Origin of the sequence: Bacillus mobilis (assembly GCF_001884045.1) — a bacterium.
Classification (GTDB): Bacteria; Bacillota; Bacilli; order Bacillales; family Bacillaceae_G; genus Bacillus_A; species Bacillus_A mobilis.
Genome location: NZ_MACF01000117.1, coordinates 1 through 17,084, shown reverse-complemented (window position 1 = coordinate 17,084; position 17,084 = coordinate 1). Strand labels below are relative to the sequence as shown.

Sequence of the window (17,084 nt, the reverse complement as noted above, 5' to 3'; positions counted from 1 at the left end):
TCTCCTTTATGTATTTAATAAAAATTATAAGTGGAGATTTACTCCACTTATTAAAAGTTCGTTTCATTCTCGATTTACATATAAAATAAGTACAATGATAAGAGCACTTAAAATAGTCGTAACAATTGAGTAAGAATATAAAATCATGCAAACTGGTAAACAAGCGATTGTAATTAACCCCGGCTTAGTAAATCCTTTAAAGATTAAATAAAATATAATAAAAACAGCAACAAGGGTAAGCGCTATCAAATAATCAAATGCGATTAACCCTCCAATAAATGTTGATATGCCTTTTCCGCCCTTGCCTTTAAATACAATTGGATAAATATGTCCAAGTAAAACAGCTAATAAAGCTAACATTACAAATATAGAATCTCCAAAAAGGTATTTTGCAATAGAAACTACGATTGCCCCTTTAATTGCATCACCTAAAAATGTAGCGATGAAATATCCTTTTCCATATACGCGCCCCATATTTCTTGCACCAGGATTACCGCTTCCTTCATCCCGTATATCGACGTTATGTCTCCATTTCGTTACTATATAAGCGGTCAATATGTTTCCAAATAAATAAGAAACCACCAAATACAAAAATTGCATACTATTAATCATATAATCATTCACTTTCTACATGGGAATACATATACAATATTCAAGAACTATGTATATTGTACTTTTTTATCCACATCCCTTTATATATTTTAACATCATATATTTACAAATCATACAAAAATTCTCATGCAGCTATTTTTTAAAATATATATTCTTCATTAAATAATAGCTTCCTTTCACTGCTGGTTCTGATTGTGATACAAACGTAACATCTCCTATACTTTTCTCGCAGCATTTCTTAAATTCAGCATATATTTCAGGAACGAAACGCAGTATGCTGCCACTTACTGCAATTGAAGCAGATAAATTAAACTGCATCTTATTGTAAATATTCACCGTAATTCTTGTTAATTCCTTAGCCGCTTGTAGAATAATTTTATGTGCATCATCATTCCCATTTCTCGCTTCCTCAATAATTAGCGGTGCAATTGCTGCAACTTTATCTTTTGAAAAACTATATACTATTTGTTTTATATGAGACGATATTAATAGTTGAAACTCGTCTTGAATCCTTAAGCTTAATGGACAAAGTGTAACTCCTTGATCAAATTGATTTGCCATTCTCTTTAAACCTTGTAACGCAATCCAATATCCGCTTCCTTCATCTCCTAAAATATGTCCCCATCCACCACTATACTTGTACACTTCTCCTTTCTTTCCAATACAAATTGCACCTGTACCGCCAATCGTTAAAATTCCATCCTTCCCTTTTAAAGCAGCTGCATGTGCAATCATTGCATCATTTAAAACTTCAATTTTTGTTCCGTACTTCTTTTTTAAACGTACTGTTAATTCACCCGTATTTATTCCACTTACCCCCGCTAACCCTAAACAAATACAAACGCAATGCCCATTTAATAATCCTTTCTGGCATTGATCAATCACTTCCGTAATATGCACAAAAGCTTCTTCAAAATCTATTAATATATTCCCAAAACCACTTGTAGCTCTTACAAGTTCATTTCCGTCTTTATCAAATGCAATTGCTTCTGTCTTCGTTCCCCCGCCGTCTATTCCAATCATGTACTTCATATGTTCGCCTCATTTTCATCATCTTATTGGAGGGAATGTTATATTCCCTAAAACTACAGATTGCATTGCACCTGTTGCGCTCGGCACATTACTCGGATTACGATGATATGTTTCATTTGCTAAAATAGCAAATGCGATTGCTTCTTTCGCTTCTGAAGAATAGCCTATATCCTCCTGAAGGAATAATGTACATTTTTCTTCTTTCAATCCATGCCGTATCATTTCTACAAGTGTATCATTATAACTTCCGCCACCACCTAGAACTACCTCATCAATTTCATAATACGGTAAAATAAACTCCTTATAATGATAAACAATTGAACTTGCAGTAAACATCGTGACAGTCGTCAATATATTTTCTTTACTATGCTTTTCAAACCGCTTCAATAATTCACTTACAAATTCTTCTCCAAACTGTTCTCTACCAGTTGATTTCGGTGGATTCATTTTCAAAAATGGATGACTCATACAATATGTCAAAATTTCTTCCACAACTACTCCTTGTTTTGCAACCTTACCATTTTGATCATATGGCAACTGAAATAACCTTTGACATACTTCATCCATTACCATATTACCTGGGCCTGTATCAAATGCTATTACGCTCTTATCACTTAGTTGACTTGGTATTACGGTAACATTACTGATCCCGCCAATATTTTGTAGTAGTCTATTTTTAGTTTGGTGACGATACAAAATAATCTCTGAATATGGTACAAGTGGTGCACCTTGTCCCCCTGCTGCCATATCCATCGTTCGAAAATTAGAAATAACTGTCGTTTTCGTTTCATATGCAATTACTGCTGGTTCTCCAATTTGTAATGTGGAAGGAATCATAGTACCATCTTGCTTTGGCTGATGATAAATCGTTTGTCCGTGAGAACCAATTACATCTAATTGTCCCAAAGGAAATTTGGCCTCTTTACAAACTTCCTTTACAGCACCTGCGAAGCATAAACCGAGTTTGAAATTTAAACTGCATATAAGTTGTACATTTGAATTTTCTATTGATAATGCCTGCTGGATCTCATTTTTCATATCATTACAAAATGGCACAGTAGTAAAATGTATAGGTTTGACCTTAGACGCTACACCACTCCCTTCTATACGAACGAGTGCTACGTCTATTCCATCTAACGATGTACCGGACATTACCCCTGCAATATACATAACATGCATAACCTCCCCTTACTAAAAAACAATCATGTAAGTTACAAACGTACAACCAATTAAAAATATTATAAATCTAAAAAACAACTGAGGCTTTGATGCAAATGATCCATCAATAAAAGAAACAACTACTGTAAGCAAAATACTTGCCGCAATGCTTGTAACGAGCCATATACTATGCATTTGAGATAAATTTAGCATTCTTAATAAAGGTACAAATAGTAAATTCGCACATATCACTCCAAATAGTAATAAAAATACACCTTTATAACTAAATTTTATATTCATTCCATTTCACCCTCTCCCTGGACTACATGTGAAAGAAGTGATAGGCAAAATACCTATCACTCATAAAGACAGTTTAAAAATCACGGATTAACAGATTCTCCGTTTCCACTCTTTTCAATTTCAACCATATTTTTGTCGTACATTTTAAAGAATGGTAGATAAATAAGGAATGATATTGCTATATTTATTAAAACTAATACAACTGCACGCCAATCTCCTCCTGTAGCTAAATATGCACCAATTGGAGCTGGTAGTGTCCACGGCGGCATAATATGTGTTGGTGTTACAAATCCCATTGCAGTTGCAGAATATGCTATAGTAGCTGTTACTAGTGGTGTAATAACGAAAGGAATAATTAAGATTGGATTTAGGACAATTGGTAAACCAAAAATGACTGGTTCATTAATGTTAAAAATTCCAGGCACAATACAACTTCTCGATAATGCTTTCGAATATTTTGATCTACCAAAAACAATCATAGCTAATACAAGTCCTAGCGTTGCGCCCGAACCACCAATCCAAATAAACCATTGATAAAATGGCTCTGGTGCAATGAATGGAAAATGACTCGCGCCACTTGCTACAGCTTCACCGTTCTTCCCTAAATATACATCCCAAAGTGGTCTCGCCACAGTACCTACAACGGATACACCGTGTATCCCGAAAGACCAGAAAAATGTAATTAAAAATACTGGTATAATAACGCCAAAGTAACTATCACCAGCTTTAACTAATGGTGCTGCTAATTTATCCACAACGTAATGTACATCTACTTTAAAAACGACAGTAATAATGCTCATAATAATAATAACGAAAGCCGCAGGTATAAGTGCTTCAAACGAACGCGCTACTGACGGTGGTACTTGTTCTGGCATTTTGATCGTTACGTTTTTCTTCTTACAAAATCTTAAAATCTCAACTGATAAAATAGAAACAATCATCGTCACGAATAATCCATGACCTCCGAGATTTGTCATAGGAAGCATAAAACCTTTTTTATCAATTAATTCAGGCGTTAACGTTAATAGCAAGGAACATACTGCAAGCTGTGCCCCTGATAAAGCATCTAGCTTATAACTTTTCGCTAAATTATATCCTATTCCAAATGCTATATATAACGACATAATAAACATCGTTAAACGATATGGTATTAATATACTTGTTTGATTTTTTAATGCCCAAACGGATATGAAACTATCTTTCGGTAATGGTGGAAATGCTACGATTAAAAAGAAACTTCCTACTATAATAAATGGTAACGCTGAAATAACTCCATCACGGATTGCTTGTAAATGCCTCTGTTCAGAAAGCCTTGCCATCGGTCCAGATAAGTTTTTATCAAGAAACGTGACAAACTTATTCATAACGCTTCCCCCTAACTAATTAATTCATTTACAGTTTTTAATAAAGTTGGTCCGCCAAGCGGTGTATATGCTTGCGGCGGAATGATACCACACGGAATAGATTCCTCTTCTGCAAATTTTTTAACTGAATCGAATCGATGTCTTACTTGAGGTGCAACCATTACAACATCCCAGCCATTCTTCACTTCTTCTTCTACCTCATTTGTTCCAATCGCATGCACTTCCATGTTTACCCCTTTTTTCTCCGCTTCTTTTTTTAAAGCGTTTACAACAATTGCACTGGACATTCCTCCAGAACAAACGAATAAAACCTTCATTTATTAATCCTCCTATACTTATAAATTAGCCCCTTCGAATGAAAGGAAGTTTCACTTTACTAACAAGCATATGAAGAAGTGAAAGAATTTAGTTATGATGAAAGTAAATTTCACTAAAAATATTTTTCCTATTAAATTAATGTTTCAATATGTATTTTTCTCAATTGTAAGAACAACCTCACCTCGGATATCATATTAGTTAACGATATAATAGGGAGGCGTATAAATGATTGTTAAACGTTTATTAATGATATGTTGTATCGCCATCTTTTTTATTCCTTTCTCTTTCATTCCCCCTCACTCTACTTACGCTGAAGTAAATGCTACGTACAAAAAACATGAATTACGTGCTGTATGGATTGCATCTGTTCTTAATATTGATTGGCCCTCAAAAACTGGCTTACCCATCGAAAATCAAAAACAAGAATTTATTAGATTATTAGAAGATGTAAAAAACACCGGTATGAATGCAGTCGTTGTACAAATAAAACCAACTGCTGATGCTTTTTACCCTTCCCATTACGGTCCTTGGTCTGAATACATTACAGGTACACAAGGAAGAGATCCTGGATACGACCCGCTCGCATTTATGATTGAAGAAGCTCATAAAAGAAATATAGAATTCCACGCATGGATTAATCCGTACCGAATAACGATGAATCACACTGATATAAATCGATTATCAAATAATCATCCTGCAAGGCAACATCCGGATTGGGTTGTACCTTATGGCGGAAAATTATATTACAATCCTGGTATTCCAGAAGTGAAAAAATTTATAACTGAAGGTGCTTTAGAAATCGTGCAAAATTACGATGTTGATGCGATACATATGGATGATTATTTTTATCCATATAAAGTAGCAGGTGAAGAATTCCCCGATCAAAAAACGTACGAAACCTATAATAACGGTAGATTTACAAATATAGAAGATTGGCGACGTGGCAATGTAAATGAACTTGTCAAAGATTTAAATACTGCTATAAAACAAGAAAAATCATATGTAAAGTTTGGTATAAGTCCGTTTGGCGTATGGCGAAATATAGCCGATGATCCAACTGGCTCTAACACTACCGCAGGTCAAAGAAACTATGATGACCTTTACGCTGATACACGTGAGTGGATACAAAAAGAATACATTGATTACATTACACCGCAAATTTACTGGAATATTGGTTTCACACCAGCTGCATATGACATATTAGTAGATTGGTGGGTAAAAGAAACAAATAATAAACCGATTCACCTATACATCGGTCAGGCGACTTATAAAATTAATAACAACTCTGTCCCCGCTTGGTATGATCCAGAAGAATATCCAAGACAAATTGCATTGAACCGGTTATATCCTGAAATAAAAGGTAGTATGCATTTTAGCTTAAAAGATATTAATAACAATCCGCTAGGGGTTAAAGATAGACTCGCAAAAGACATATATAAACACCCTGCACTTATTCCGCCTATGCCTTGGCTTGATCATGAGCCACCAAAACAACCAACTTTAAAAGGGGCCATTCCAAGAAATGAAGGTATTGCTGTAGGTATCATTGATGATAGAGAGAATGACTCTGCTTATTACGCCATTTACCGTGTAAAGGGGAAAAATGAAGTGGATATAGAAAATCCAAAACATTTACTCACTACTATAAGAAAAACAAAGCTTGGAGAAATTTATATAGATAAAACAGCTATTTCTGGAGAGACGTACACGTATGTAGTAACTGCAGTTGATCGATTGCATAATGAAAGTGCTCCTTCTAGTAAGACCACTATAAAAGCAAAATAGTATACAACAAAAAACTACCTATTCATTTATGAATAGGTAGTTTTTATATTATCATTTATAAATTAAACTACATAATTTCTTTTAATAAAGAGTTCGCACTTTTAAGAATTTCTCCACCATCATTCATTAAATTTGTAGCTCTTTGCATTTTATTTGTATTTCCTTCATCCAAAGCTTCTGGGGTTAACTTCGCAGATTGATTAAATTTCTCTAAAGCCTGCAAATATAAACTATTAACTTCTTTGAATTTGTCAGGTACTTGAGCGTTTGGTGGATTTTCAGTTACATCTTGTAACATAATTAGACTCGCAGCTAATTTAATCGTCCATTCTTCATTACCAATTTTATTATTTACTAATAGATTTCCTGTCTGATTTAAAGAATCTGTTAGTTTTTTACTATGAGTAGCATATGCAGATCTATAATTTGATTCCAACACCTTTTGTTGTGTTTCTGCCTTACGTGCCTCTGCTTCTGCTTTCTTTTTCTCTTCCTCTTCTTTCTTGCGTTGCTCTTCTTCTATTTTCTTCTTTTCTTCCTCTTCTTTTTTACGTTGCTCTTCTTCTGCTTTTTTCTTTTCTAACTCTTCCTTCTTACGTTGCTCTTCTTCTACTTTCAACCTATCTGCTTCTTCTTTTTGTTTCATCTTCTTTTCTTCTTCTTCTGCTTTTTCAGCTGCTGCCTTTTTCTTTTCTTCAGCTGCTAATTGCTTCTCTTTTTCTTTCTTCGCCTTTTCAGCATTTTTTTCTTCTTCTACTTTTGCTTTTTCAGCTTTCTGTTTCTCTTCTTTTTTAGCTGCTAATTGTTTCTTTTCTTCAGCTTTTTTATCCATTTCAGCTTGTTGTTCCGCAGTTATTGGATAAAAAATATGACTTAATGTTAAAGAAACAATAAGCACAGATAAACATGAACCGAAAATAATAGCAAATTTTTTCAAGCGCGAACGATATTTCTTTATAATTAAAGTTCCTATCATCGCAATGAAAAATACGATCGCTCCAATTAAAGCAATCATCCCAATAAACATTAACAAAGTATCCATTATTTTTATGTACTCCCCCACCTATGTATTTCGCAAGACCCATTCTAGTTATCTATACATGATTCCGCCTATTTAAACGAGTTTCTTATAGAATCTTACATTTTCAACATTTGTCAGTATAACAATTATACAATCATAAAAAAAGGGGGTTACTTACTTATTAATACTTCAACTAATTCTGTAATTTCTGATTGCAGGATACTTTCTAACAAAAAAGAGATTCCCTCAAAAAAGCTGGACGTGCCAACTCTTCCAAGGAAATCTCCCTTACTTATTCTTAAACTTCTCAGTCGCTGCTCTCATCTTCACATTCAAATCGTGATCAATCGAATCACGAATATCTCGCTCGACTACTTCCATTTCTTTTTGGAAATTTTGTAAGTAGATTTTTAGTTCTTCTTCTTTTTCTGGTCGTTGTGAAGGTGGTAATTGTACGACTAACGTTAGCATAGCTGTTAAATCTTTCATTAAAAATGTTTCAAGTTTATGCTGTTGCTCAAACATACGCTGCTCCTGATAATACGGCAAGGCATTTAATACTGAAATTGTAATATCATCAACCGTTCGTTGTAATGAAGGATTTATTGAGCGCTTATACGCTTGAATTGTATTTAATGCATCTGGATATCGATCATAAAAATACAATTTATAAAACGATAAGTCTGTCGGTTTTACTGTTTGCTGCGTTTCTTGTCTTAAAAAATCTTTTACTTTCATCGCCGCTACATCAATATCTTCATTTGTAAGTTTTTTCGTTGTTTTTGCCATTACATGTACTTTTTTCTGTTTTTCTTTCGGTAACATTGAGAATACTTGCTCTCTCGTACGTTGACCCGATGCACAGAAAAGAGTGTTTAATGTATACTGTTCTTTCTTTCCTTCTGTACGAATCCAGCGATAAAAGAGCGGATGTTGTGTAAATTCTTGTAGAAACGGTAATGATTTATTCGATAACTTATCTAAAGAATCATGTGCTCTTTTATATGGTTTCGTCCATGAAAAATACAGTTTACGTCCGAAATATACAACTAAAACAACGACAGTAAATGCGATTAAAAGCAATGTACCTAATAGTACTAATACGGTTTGAATGAAACTCATTTTTTCACCTCCTCTAAAAGTCCGTTATTTCCTTGGACGCTGAATGAGTTTTTGTTTCATTTCATCATTAAATGTATCTAGTTCAATAACAAACTTCTTACTTGACTCGATAATGCGTTCTGATGATTTCTCAGAAGCTTCAATCGCAGCAAACACATTTTGGAATGATTCGCGTAATTTATCCATGCTAATTGCAGGATTTTCAAGCAGTTTTGTTGTTTCTTCTGTATTTTGTTTTAATGCTTGTGAGTTACTTAATACCATAGATTCAATTGCTTCATTTGTCGCATTCACTGCATCAATTGTTTTACGCTGATTTGTTAATGCTAGCTGAATAGCAGCTGAAACTGTTACAACGTTTTGCGTCATTGTAATGGCATTACGAATTGCCTCTGTTAACTTTTCATTATTTTTCTTAATAATATCTACAGATGCGATAGATTGTAATAAAACACTTTTCGCTTGCTGCATATTACGTGTACGCACTAGAATCTTTTCTAATGCATCGTTAATTAATGGAATATCTCTTTGACGTTCTGGATTTTGTTTCTCAGCTTCCAGCATGCCAGCAAGTTTTCTACCTAAGTATACTTGCTTATCAAGAGCGTGAATTTTATCGTGCGATTGCTCTTTAAGCATTTCAAGACCAACTGTATCTTCTTGTAAGTTGTCACGACCAATTAGAAGGGATCTTATAATCTCCTCAATTTGCTTATCTATAGATTGATATTTATGCACGTATGTTTCAAGTGGATTTTTCTTGAATACTTTAAACATAATTTTCTTCATACCACTTGCTTTTAAGGAATTCGGATCAAGTTCTGATACCACTTTTCGTAATTCTAACAATGTATTTGGAATTTCTTCGTTCTTCCCATTCATCATCGCTGTTACAGGACGTTTTAATGCTGACAACGTTTGTCCTGCTGCTTGTTGCTCTTTATCTCCTAAATCTCCTAGCTGAGACAATACTTTTGATAAATCTGTATTTTGTTCGCTATTTAACTTTTGTACATAAAGATCAGCTTCTTTATTCAGTTCTTCTAATTCTGCATCTTTTATAACTGTATCAACCATTACTTCTACATTATTATCTTTCACAATCGATACAGGTTCTTTTTTCTCGAGTTCAGTCAACAAAATCGCTCCTTTATTTATATGTGCGAATTTATATGCACTATATTTCATCTCATTCATCGAATTCCACTTGTTTGAAACCGATTTTTCAAGAAATACCTGCATATGCAGTCATTCCCTGTTTCTTACTATAAGTATACCTGTATTCAACATAATTTTCCTCAGACTTAAGACCTAGAGAACGACATGCTGAAGGCGGATTCTTCATATATTACGTATATAAATTATGTTCTTCTTATCCTACTGTACGCAATCTTTTGACATACACCCTTTTTCAATGTGATAATTATATTGCGCTCACTCCTATTTATTCTTGCGCGCTACGAATGCTCCATTTTGAAATGCTAATAACACTGTTTCAAACATTTCATCTTCTTCAATCATGTTTATAAACTCGGCTAACTCACTCGCATGAGAAGTAGCATTATCAACAACAAGAAAACCCTTTGGTTGTAAAATGCGTTTTATATGCTCAAGCCACCACATGTATTGCGTACGCTCTGAATCTAGGAAAATAAAATCAAATGAATTGTCTAGTTGCGAATCTAAAAATACCCCTGCTTCTTGATTATGAACATCAATCCTTTGCAAAAGGTTTACCTTTTCAAAATTGACAAGTGCCTCTCCAACTCGTTCCGAAGAAAGCTCTACAGTCGTTACACTTCCATTTGTTTCTTCTACCGCGTTAGCTAACCACAATGTAGAATAGCCATTAGAAGTTCCAATTTCTAAAATGTTTTTTGCACTACACCCTTTTACTAAAATTGATAAAAATTGCCCCATTTCACGAGAAATATTTCGTAATTTTTCTTCCCGTGTTTTTTTATTTCGATCATGCTCTTCTCCATATTGTTCAAGTTGAAATAATAATGAATCTAACGTATCCATTTTTTTCATCGCCTTTCCAAAGCAATATGATGAAAAAGCTCTTGCTGCCCGTCTACTTTCATTATATGCGAAACGAAAATCTTTTTCTCGTTATACGATAAAGATTTAAATTTTTTTATAGCATATTGTTTCGTTTTTTGGTAAAGTTAATTTCTACGTGCAATTATTCCATTCATACTATTTTTAATTCAATTGCAGTTGTTAAATCATATAAACCCCAATTAAATGAATCGGTATTTCAAATTCAATTAAGCGCCCTTTCCGGACGCATTTTCTTTTGTTTATATATTTCTAGAAGAAAGGATGCTTACAATGAACGTGATTAGCTTAGATGCTGCTCGAAAACGAAAACAGCATAAAAAATTAATGATTACTATACCGATTATTTCACGTATTTATGAAGAAGATGGGGAAATTAAATTTGAGGTAGCCGGCGAAAAAGATGTACCTCTTGAAATGTTAGAGAAATAAAAAAAAGACGCACTTCTAAAGAAATGCGTCTTTTTTTATACTGTTACATTTAAGTGCATAAGTTTTTCAGGATTAACCATCATATAAATGTTTGAGATTTTCCCATTCTCAAATGAAAATGAAAGCACATAAGTCACTTTATTATTTACTTTAACAATAACGCCTGGGGCACCATTTACTATCTTATAATCAACATTGTACTCTTCCGGGAACTTCTTCCCAATTCCAAAGAATAAACGTATAATTCTATCTGCAGAATAGATTGGATGGATTGCAGTTGTAGCTTTACCACCACCATCAGCTTTTAATATCACATCTGTTTTTAATACTTCTAACATGCCTTGCGCATCCCCACACTGCAATGATGATACAAATTTCTCCACATAAGCAGCCATCTTCTTCGTACTTAACTTTGACTGCTTCGGCTTATCCAAAATACTTTTTCGTGCACGTTGAAAGATTTTTCGGCAGTTCACACTACTCTTATCAACAATTGAAGCGATTTCTTCGTAATCATAACTAAAAACCTCTCTTAATATGAAAACAACCCTCTCTACCTCAGTCAATTGTTGTAAAAGTAATAAATATGCTGTAGAAATTGATTCTTTCATTACAAATGACTCTGATGGATCATTAATCTCTTCCACAAATGGTTCTGGCAACCACATTCCGACATATACGTTACGTTTATGTGCTGCCGAACGTAATTTATCAATTGAGCGGTTTGTTACCATTTTACATAAATAGGCTCTCATATTTTCTATAACTTGAACGTCCTCCATATTATTAAGCGATATAAATACGTCATGGACGATATCTTCGGCATCCATAACACTCCCAAGGATTCTGTATGCTAACGAAAATAATAATGATTGATACGTTTCATATAATTGCTCCGCTTCCATGATGAACTGCCTCACTTTCGAATTGCGTTAAAATGTGTAACGCTGCACGTTTTCCGCTTGCTACCGCAGCATCAGCTAATATTTCATCATGCCCAACCCAATCTCCTGCAACATAAACACCTGGCATTTCAGGTATATTAGGGCCAGGGTTTTCAACACGGTCAATATGAAGAAAATCATGTACTACCGATATTTTCGGTAAATATTGCTGTGCAACAACTTCTCTTTTCCAATTCGGATGTAACAATTCCATTGTATTTTCTAACTGTTCTTTATCTTCTTGAATATGATTCAGCTCTAGCACAGGATTGTGATACTTAATTAGACTCACTGCAATTGATCCATCTTCACTTAATTTAGCTGCTCTCGATTGATTTGTGAAAAATATAGGCTGATCTAATCCCAATGCAAAATGATGTAAAGGATTCGGTAGATGTTTTAAACCAATATCTAATGCTGCCGCGGTCACTTGTATAGATTGTTCACTCCATTTTTGCAAACTTGTTCTCTCTGCACCTTTTATAATTTTACAAGCTTCTTTCGGTGGAGTTGTTACAATGACCGCACCTGCTTCAAATACTTCATTGTCAAAACATTGTATTCTTTGTTTCCCTTCACAATACTCTATTTTCAACACATTCTTTTTAGCTAGAAATTGCACACCACTAGTACTTGCAATATCCCTTAAATTTTTTATTATCGTTTCCCAACCACCATCTACATAAAGTACTCCTTCTTTCATTGAAAGCTGTATTTGCTTTAATACTGAAGATGCTAATTGTATTGTAGGAGCATACGTATATGTTGTTGTTCGGCATAATGCATAAAATATATTTCGAACCATTGGATCTTTAATTTCATTTTCTGCCCATGTAGTTAGGCTCATTTTCGGAACTTTTCCTACTTCTAATTTTCCTAAATGAATCATAAGACGAGAGAACTGTACTTTTGCAGACCATGAAAGTAACGGTGTTGATAAAATTGAGCGAAAATCTGTTGGAATGGTAAAAATATCCCCTTTCCATATTCCATGTGCTTTTGTAGATGGGATTCCACCTGGAAGATTTACACCTAGCTCATTAAAAGTTATAAACGCTTCTCCACCTCTATATAAAGCACGTGCACCAAGATTCATACAAATGCCATTATTATTTTTAGTCATCCCTCGACCACCGAAGTGACTGGACTTTTCTAATACAATAACTTTCCTTCCAGCTTTCGCTAAATATATAGATGCTGTTAATCCAGCAAGCCCACCACCAACAATTACTACATCCAAATTTTTCATAACAAAATCCCTCCTTATCCATTCTACATACAAGACGAACGATTAACGAGGGATGTGACATTCAGTGATACATAATTTATTTTCTAATCCATTACATGCTGGTGCCAAATTTCACTTTCTTCTTCACTCATCCCTCCTATTATTTTTGAAAAATCTATTTTCCTATCAAATGAGTCTTTTAACTTATAAAATTGTTCAAACGATCCTGTAAATATTTTTAATGAATGAGAACAACAAATTGTTTCAAGGTTATCAATTGTTGTGCCATCTAATTCTAATTCTATTAGTCCTTTCATTTTCCCTAATGCGGCTCCATCCTTTACTTTTGTATCTGTCAACTTTATATTTTGAATTGACGAATTGTGTTTTAAGCAATTTAAATTAGCAATGATGCTATTTTCAAATTCAATTGTTATTAGTTTTTTTAAATTCTGCAAAACAAGCAAATCCAATTCACTAACATTCTCTAAACTTAAAATATATAAATGCTTTAAATTATCTACTTTCGAAATCGCATAGAGCTGCTCACAATTTGAAATATGTACTGTAAGAGATTCTAAATTTTGAAACTTCGGTAGCAACGAAAAGTCTTGAATACTAGTATGTGAAATATCTAATTTTTTTAATGATGATATTTCTACAAGTTCCGATAGATTATTTATCTTCGTATTCTTTATATTCATTTCTTGTAAGTGCTGCAAACGTAATAATGGCGTTAAATCTTGAACCGGGTTATTTACTAAATACAACTTCTTTAAAGAATCTACTCGTTCTAATCCTGTTAAATCTTTAATTTCATTTCCAGATAAAATTAGTTCTCTCACTTCCGTACACATCTGTAACGGACTAATATCTACTAATCCATTTCCACCTAAATATAATCGCTTCTCTCTAATAAACTTACCTGCACACTCAGGTGGACCCACTATATTTCTCCAATTCTCATCTAAACTATCGTACCAATCATGAATGTTATTTTCAGATTGAAATATAAATTGAGGATGTAAAACAGGTAATTCAATATTAAATAAAGCGTCTAAAAAGTGTATATTATTGTTAGCACCATAACTCCAATATACATAGTCTTCTTCTTGGTGAATGGTGAAATTTTTATTTTTTAGCGTTTGTAAAATAAATAGTAACAAGTCTGAAATTCTATTCGCAATTACATATTTTACTTCTTCATCTCGTCCAAAATTAATAACTTGCCCCACTTCTCCCTTTTCATCTGGATCAACATCTATTCCTATATTGTTACCGCCATAATCTTTACTAATAGGTATCCAATTGTGATTCACATATCTTTCCTTAATACATTCTGTTGGTATTGAAAATGCATCAAAATTTAAAAAATCATCCTCTTCAATTCTTTTCCATATTCTCCACTCATCCAAAACTTGATTTAATGAAAGAAATGGCAAACCAAAAAATAACCCTGGTCCTGATTTATCCTCACCGTTATGTGCAAGATAAAGATTACGTAATTCATCTGGAAACGCAATTCCCATTTCATTTTCAGCATCTTGAATTTCTTCTATTGTTGCAGGCGCATTCAAAAACGGTTTAAAGTAATTTTTTAATTCAACTTCCAACTCTTTTAAAATAGTTTGATTCATTTTCTGTACTCCCCTTATAATACAAATTAAAAAAGTGCCGTATTTTACATTAATTGTAATTAAATGCACCTTTTTTCGCAATGAAACTGTTGTAATTATATTGCATACCAACGAACAATTTTATCACTTTACAAACCAAGAGCAGCAGCACTTTCACATTTCAATAACTAGACTCATATCTTAAATTCAAATTGCATGAAAATATAAGAAAGGCGGGTAATACAAATGACTTCTAGTATCGACTACACTTCCCCCTCAACTAATTTCACCTATGATTTAAGTAAAAGTAATTTTTTTAAAAAAGATGCCCAAAATTATATAAACGTACTTGGCGTGAAACAATTAAATACGTTAGAAAATACTTCTTTACTAGATATTTATTTAAGTACTGGAAATGTTGTAGAGCCGCATATTCATCAAAATGCAGCTGAACTTGTTTACTGTATTTCAGGATCTGCTGTTGTTTCTATACTGAACCCTTTTACAAATCAAATATTAAACTTACCGATAAAACCAGGGCAAGTTGCCAACATTCCAAAAGCGTGGTGGCATTATGAAATTGCTACAACAGATAGTACTCATTTATTAGCTATTTTCGACGCCCCAACCCCAGAAGTTATTTTTGGTTCTGATATTTTAAGATTAACTCCCGCAAATTTGATGGCTCATACTTACTGCCTTGATGAACAACAATGGAAACAAGCGGTATCCCCTATTCAATCCACTACAGTAATTGGTCCTTCAGCAAACTGTAATCAAAACCGCGGAATGATAAACCCACCAACACAGCCTCCTAGTCCACAACAAAATTTATATTATCAAGATTCATATTATTTCCCTCTTTACTGGGGATATTAATTTATATCATGAATAAACAATAAAAAATCTCCTTGGAAAATACGTAGGAGATTTTTTATTGTTTACACTCCATTCCTATTTTTAGCGTAACAATTAATAGAGTACATACATATAATATTTATATATTTAATTGGAGGTGATAGTACTATGAGTAATTATAACTATCGAAAAAACTACTCTCATAATAAAAATAGTAGTTCATCAACATCCTCTCAGTCTTCGAATTCTCAATCTTCCAATTCCCAATTACAAAGAGATTTAGCCGAGCAAGGATATGTAAAGAAAAAAGGATGTAACTGCAATAAAAACAAATAGTTTATTATTGATCTGTATAATAACATGTCAACACTCTCAATAAAAAAGATGAATTCTATTTTTAATAGAATTCATCTTTTTTATTGAGAGAAAATTTCCAGAAATCTTACAAATGATTTCATAAACAATAATATATAAATCATGAATTTTTCCTAATATACCAACTTATTACAGGGTAATTTTTCAATTGATTTATCAGCTATCTTTCCATAAAATATAGCCCTCCCTAATAAAATTAGGAAGGGCTATATACAAATGCCAGTTCAAATTTCAAACAGACATTGTAACAAATTAGACGATATTAATACCTGCACTTACAAATCCAGCTACTGCAGCTACTGGACTTGCTGCTGTTAACGAAACATACAGTAGTATTTTATCTCCAGCAGCTACTGGTATAGCTTCAGGTACGATGCCTGATGCTGTATCAAAAATAGCTATTGTAGCAAATGCTGGTGTTAATAATAGAGGCGCTCCTTGAACTGTAAACGTATTACTTGCTGCAGGTGCAATTAATATTTGCATCTGAACTTGAACAGGTGCTAATGGAGCCAATGCAGCTGTTGCACTAAAGAAACCTGCTAATGACGTAATAACCCCATCTCGCGGTGCTACAAATGCATAATCACCTATCCCTAAAGATAATGTGATATCAGTTCCACCTGTTAAGGCTGCGCCAGGCTGACTAAATCCAAATCCAAGAAGGGTTCCTGTATTAGCTATTAATGCATTAACTAATGCAGATGGTGTTGTACCTGAAGCGAATGGAATAATAGCTCCGCCACCAGTTGCTCCCGTTGAGCCAGTTGCTCCCGTCGGGCCTGTATCTCCCGTTGGACCTGTTGCTCCTGTCGGACCTGTGTCTCCCGTTGGACCTGTTGCTCCTGTCGGACC

General features: G+C 33.8%; 17 protein-coding genes. 3 read left to right on the top strand and 14 right to left on the bottom strand.

All coding sequences use genetic code 11. The annotated features are described in order from the left end of the window. Positions 1-63 precede the first annotated feature (63 nt). The 6 genes from plsY to BAQ44_RS18985 form a co-directional block, all read right to left on the bottom strand. Entirely contained in the window at positions 64-612 is a 549-nt protein-coding gene (plsY, locus tag BAQ44_RS19010; protein ID WP_071722958.1) for a glycerol-3-phosphate 1-O-acyltransferase PlsY, read from the bottom strand. 132 nt (positions 613-744) lie between these two features. Further along, entirely contained in the window at positions 745-1,644 is a 900-nt protein-coding gene (locus tag BAQ44_RS19005; protein ID WP_071722956.1) for a BadF/BadG/BcrA/BcrD ATPase family protein, read from the bottom strand. 18 nt (positions 1,645-1,662) lie between these two features. Further along, positions 1,663-2,814: an anhydro-N-acetylmuramic acid kinase AnmK gene (gene anmK / locus BAQ44_RS19000; protein WP_071722983.1), complete on the bottom strand. Its 1,152-nt coding sequence runs from the start codon at positions 2,812-2,814 to the stop codon at positions 1,663-1,665. A 21-nt stretch (positions 2,815-2,835) separates the two neighbouring features. Further along, positions 2,836-3,102 (bottom strand): hypothetical protein, encoded by a 267-nt coding sequence (locus BAQ44_RS18995; protein WP_063261051.1) that lies wholly within the window; start codon positions 3,100-3,102, stop codon positions 2,836-2,838. Positions 3,103-3,182: 80 nt separating this feature from the next. Continuing rightward, positions 3,183-4,466, bottom strand: a complete 1,284-nt coding sequence (locus BAQ44_RS18990; RefSeq protein ID WP_063261052.1) for a PTS sugar transporter subunit IIC — start codon at positions 4,464-4,466, stop codon at positions 3,183-3,185. An 11-nt stretch (positions 4,467-4,477) separates the two neighbouring features. Beyond that, complete coding sequence (locus tag BAQ44_RS18985) at positions 4,478-4,783, bottom strand: PTS sugar transporter subunit IIB (protein ID WP_063261053.1); 306 nt, start codon at positions 4,781-4,783, stop codon at positions 4,478-4,480. A 226-nt stretch (positions 4,784-5,009) separates the two neighbouring features. Between BAQ44_RS18985 and BAQ44_RS18980 the strand changes: the two genes are divergently transcribed. Then, a complete protein-coding gene (locus BAQ44_RS18980) occupies positions 5,010-6,569 on the top strand; it encodes a glycoside hydrolase family 10-like protein (RefSeq protein ID WP_071722954.1) in 1,560 nt (519 codons plus the stop codon). A 67-nt stretch (positions 6,570-6,636) separates the two neighbouring features. On the opposite strand, the gene BAQ44_RS18975 is transcribed toward BAQ44_RS18980, so the two are convergent. The 4 genes from BAQ44_RS18975 to BAQ44_RS18960 form a co-directional block, all read right to left on the bottom strand. Next, the gene (locus BAQ44_RS18975; RefSeq protein WP_249024745.1) at positions 6,637-7,611 is read right to left on the bottom strand and encodes a hypothetical protein; all 975 of its coding nucleotides are present in this window, start codon (positions 7,609-7,611) and stop codon (positions 6,637-6,639) included. Positions 7,612-7,878: 267 nt separating this feature from the next. Beyond that, positions 7,879-8,712: a DUF3974 domain-containing protein gene (locus tag BAQ44_RS18970; protein ID WP_071722952.1), complete on the bottom strand. Its 834-nt coding sequence runs from the start codon at positions 8,710-8,712 to the stop codon at positions 7,879-7,881. A 24-nt stretch (positions 8,713-8,736) separates the two neighbouring features. Beyond that, positions 8,737-9,849, bottom strand: a complete 1,113-nt coding sequence (locus BAQ44_RS18965) for a toxic anion resistance protein (RefSeq protein WP_071722979.1) — start codon at positions 9,847-9,849, stop codon at positions 8,737-8,739. A gap of 303 nt (positions 9,850-10,152) precedes the next feature. Beyond that, positions 10,153-10,746 (bottom strand): O-methyltransferase, encoded by a 594-nt coding sequence (locus BAQ44_RS18960; protein WP_071722951.1) that lies wholly within the window; start codon positions 10,744-10,746, stop codon positions 10,153-10,155. Positions 10,747-11,049: 303 nt separating this feature from the next. Here BAQ44_RS18960 and BAQ44_RS31155 point away from each other — a divergent pair, with 303 nt between their 5' ends. After that, positions 11,050-11,208 (top strand): hypothetical protein, encoded by a 159-nt coding sequence (locus BAQ44_RS31155; protein WP_001100983.1) that lies wholly within the window; start codon positions 11,050-11,052, stop codon positions 11,206-11,208. Between the two features lie 35 nt (positions 11,209-11,243). On the opposite strand, the gene BAQ44_RS18950 is transcribed toward BAQ44_RS31155, so the two are convergent. The 3 genes from BAQ44_RS18950 to BAQ44_RS18940 all read right to left on the bottom strand — a co-directional run bounded on the left by BAQ44_RS18950 (position 11,244) and on the right by BAQ44_RS18940 (position 15,017). After that, on the bottom strand, positions 11,244-12,113 hold the full coding sequence (locus BAQ44_RS18950; protein ID WP_071722948.1) for a sigma-70 family RNA polymerase sigma factor: 870 nt from the start codon (positions 12,111-12,113) through the stop codon (positions 11,244-11,246). Then, positions 12,091-13,401 carry a phytoene desaturase family protein gene (locus BAQ44_RS18945; RefSeq protein ID WP_071722946.1) on the bottom strand — a complete coding sequence of 437 codons (1,311 nt, stop codon included), beginning with the start codon at positions 13,399-13,401 and terminating at the stop codon, positions 12,091-12,093. Before BAQ44_RS18945 ends, BAQ44_RS18950 begins: the two co-directional genes overlap by 23 nt. Positions 13,402-13,484: 83 nt before the next feature. After that, entirely contained in the window at positions 13,485-15,017 is a 1,533-nt protein-coding gene (locus tag BAQ44_RS18940; protein WP_071722944.1) for an SMI1/KNR4 family protein, read from the bottom strand. 225 nt (positions 15,018-15,242) lie between these two features. On the opposite strand from BAQ44_RS18940, the gene BAQ44_RS18935 reads away from it, so the two are divergent. After that, positions 15,243-15,875: a cupin domain-containing protein gene (locus BAQ44_RS18935; RefSeq protein ID WP_061679243.1), complete on the top strand. Its 633-nt coding sequence runs from the start codon at positions 15,243-15,245 to the stop codon at positions 15,873-15,875. Positions 15,876-16,481: 606 nt separating this feature from the next. Here BAQ44_RS18935 and BAQ44_RS18930 read toward each other — a convergent pair. Beyond that, the coding region (locus tag BAQ44_RS18930) for an exosporium glycoprotein BclB-related protein (protein ID WP_282957288.1) at positions 16,482-17,084 on the bottom strand (603 nt) is incomplete at its 5' end.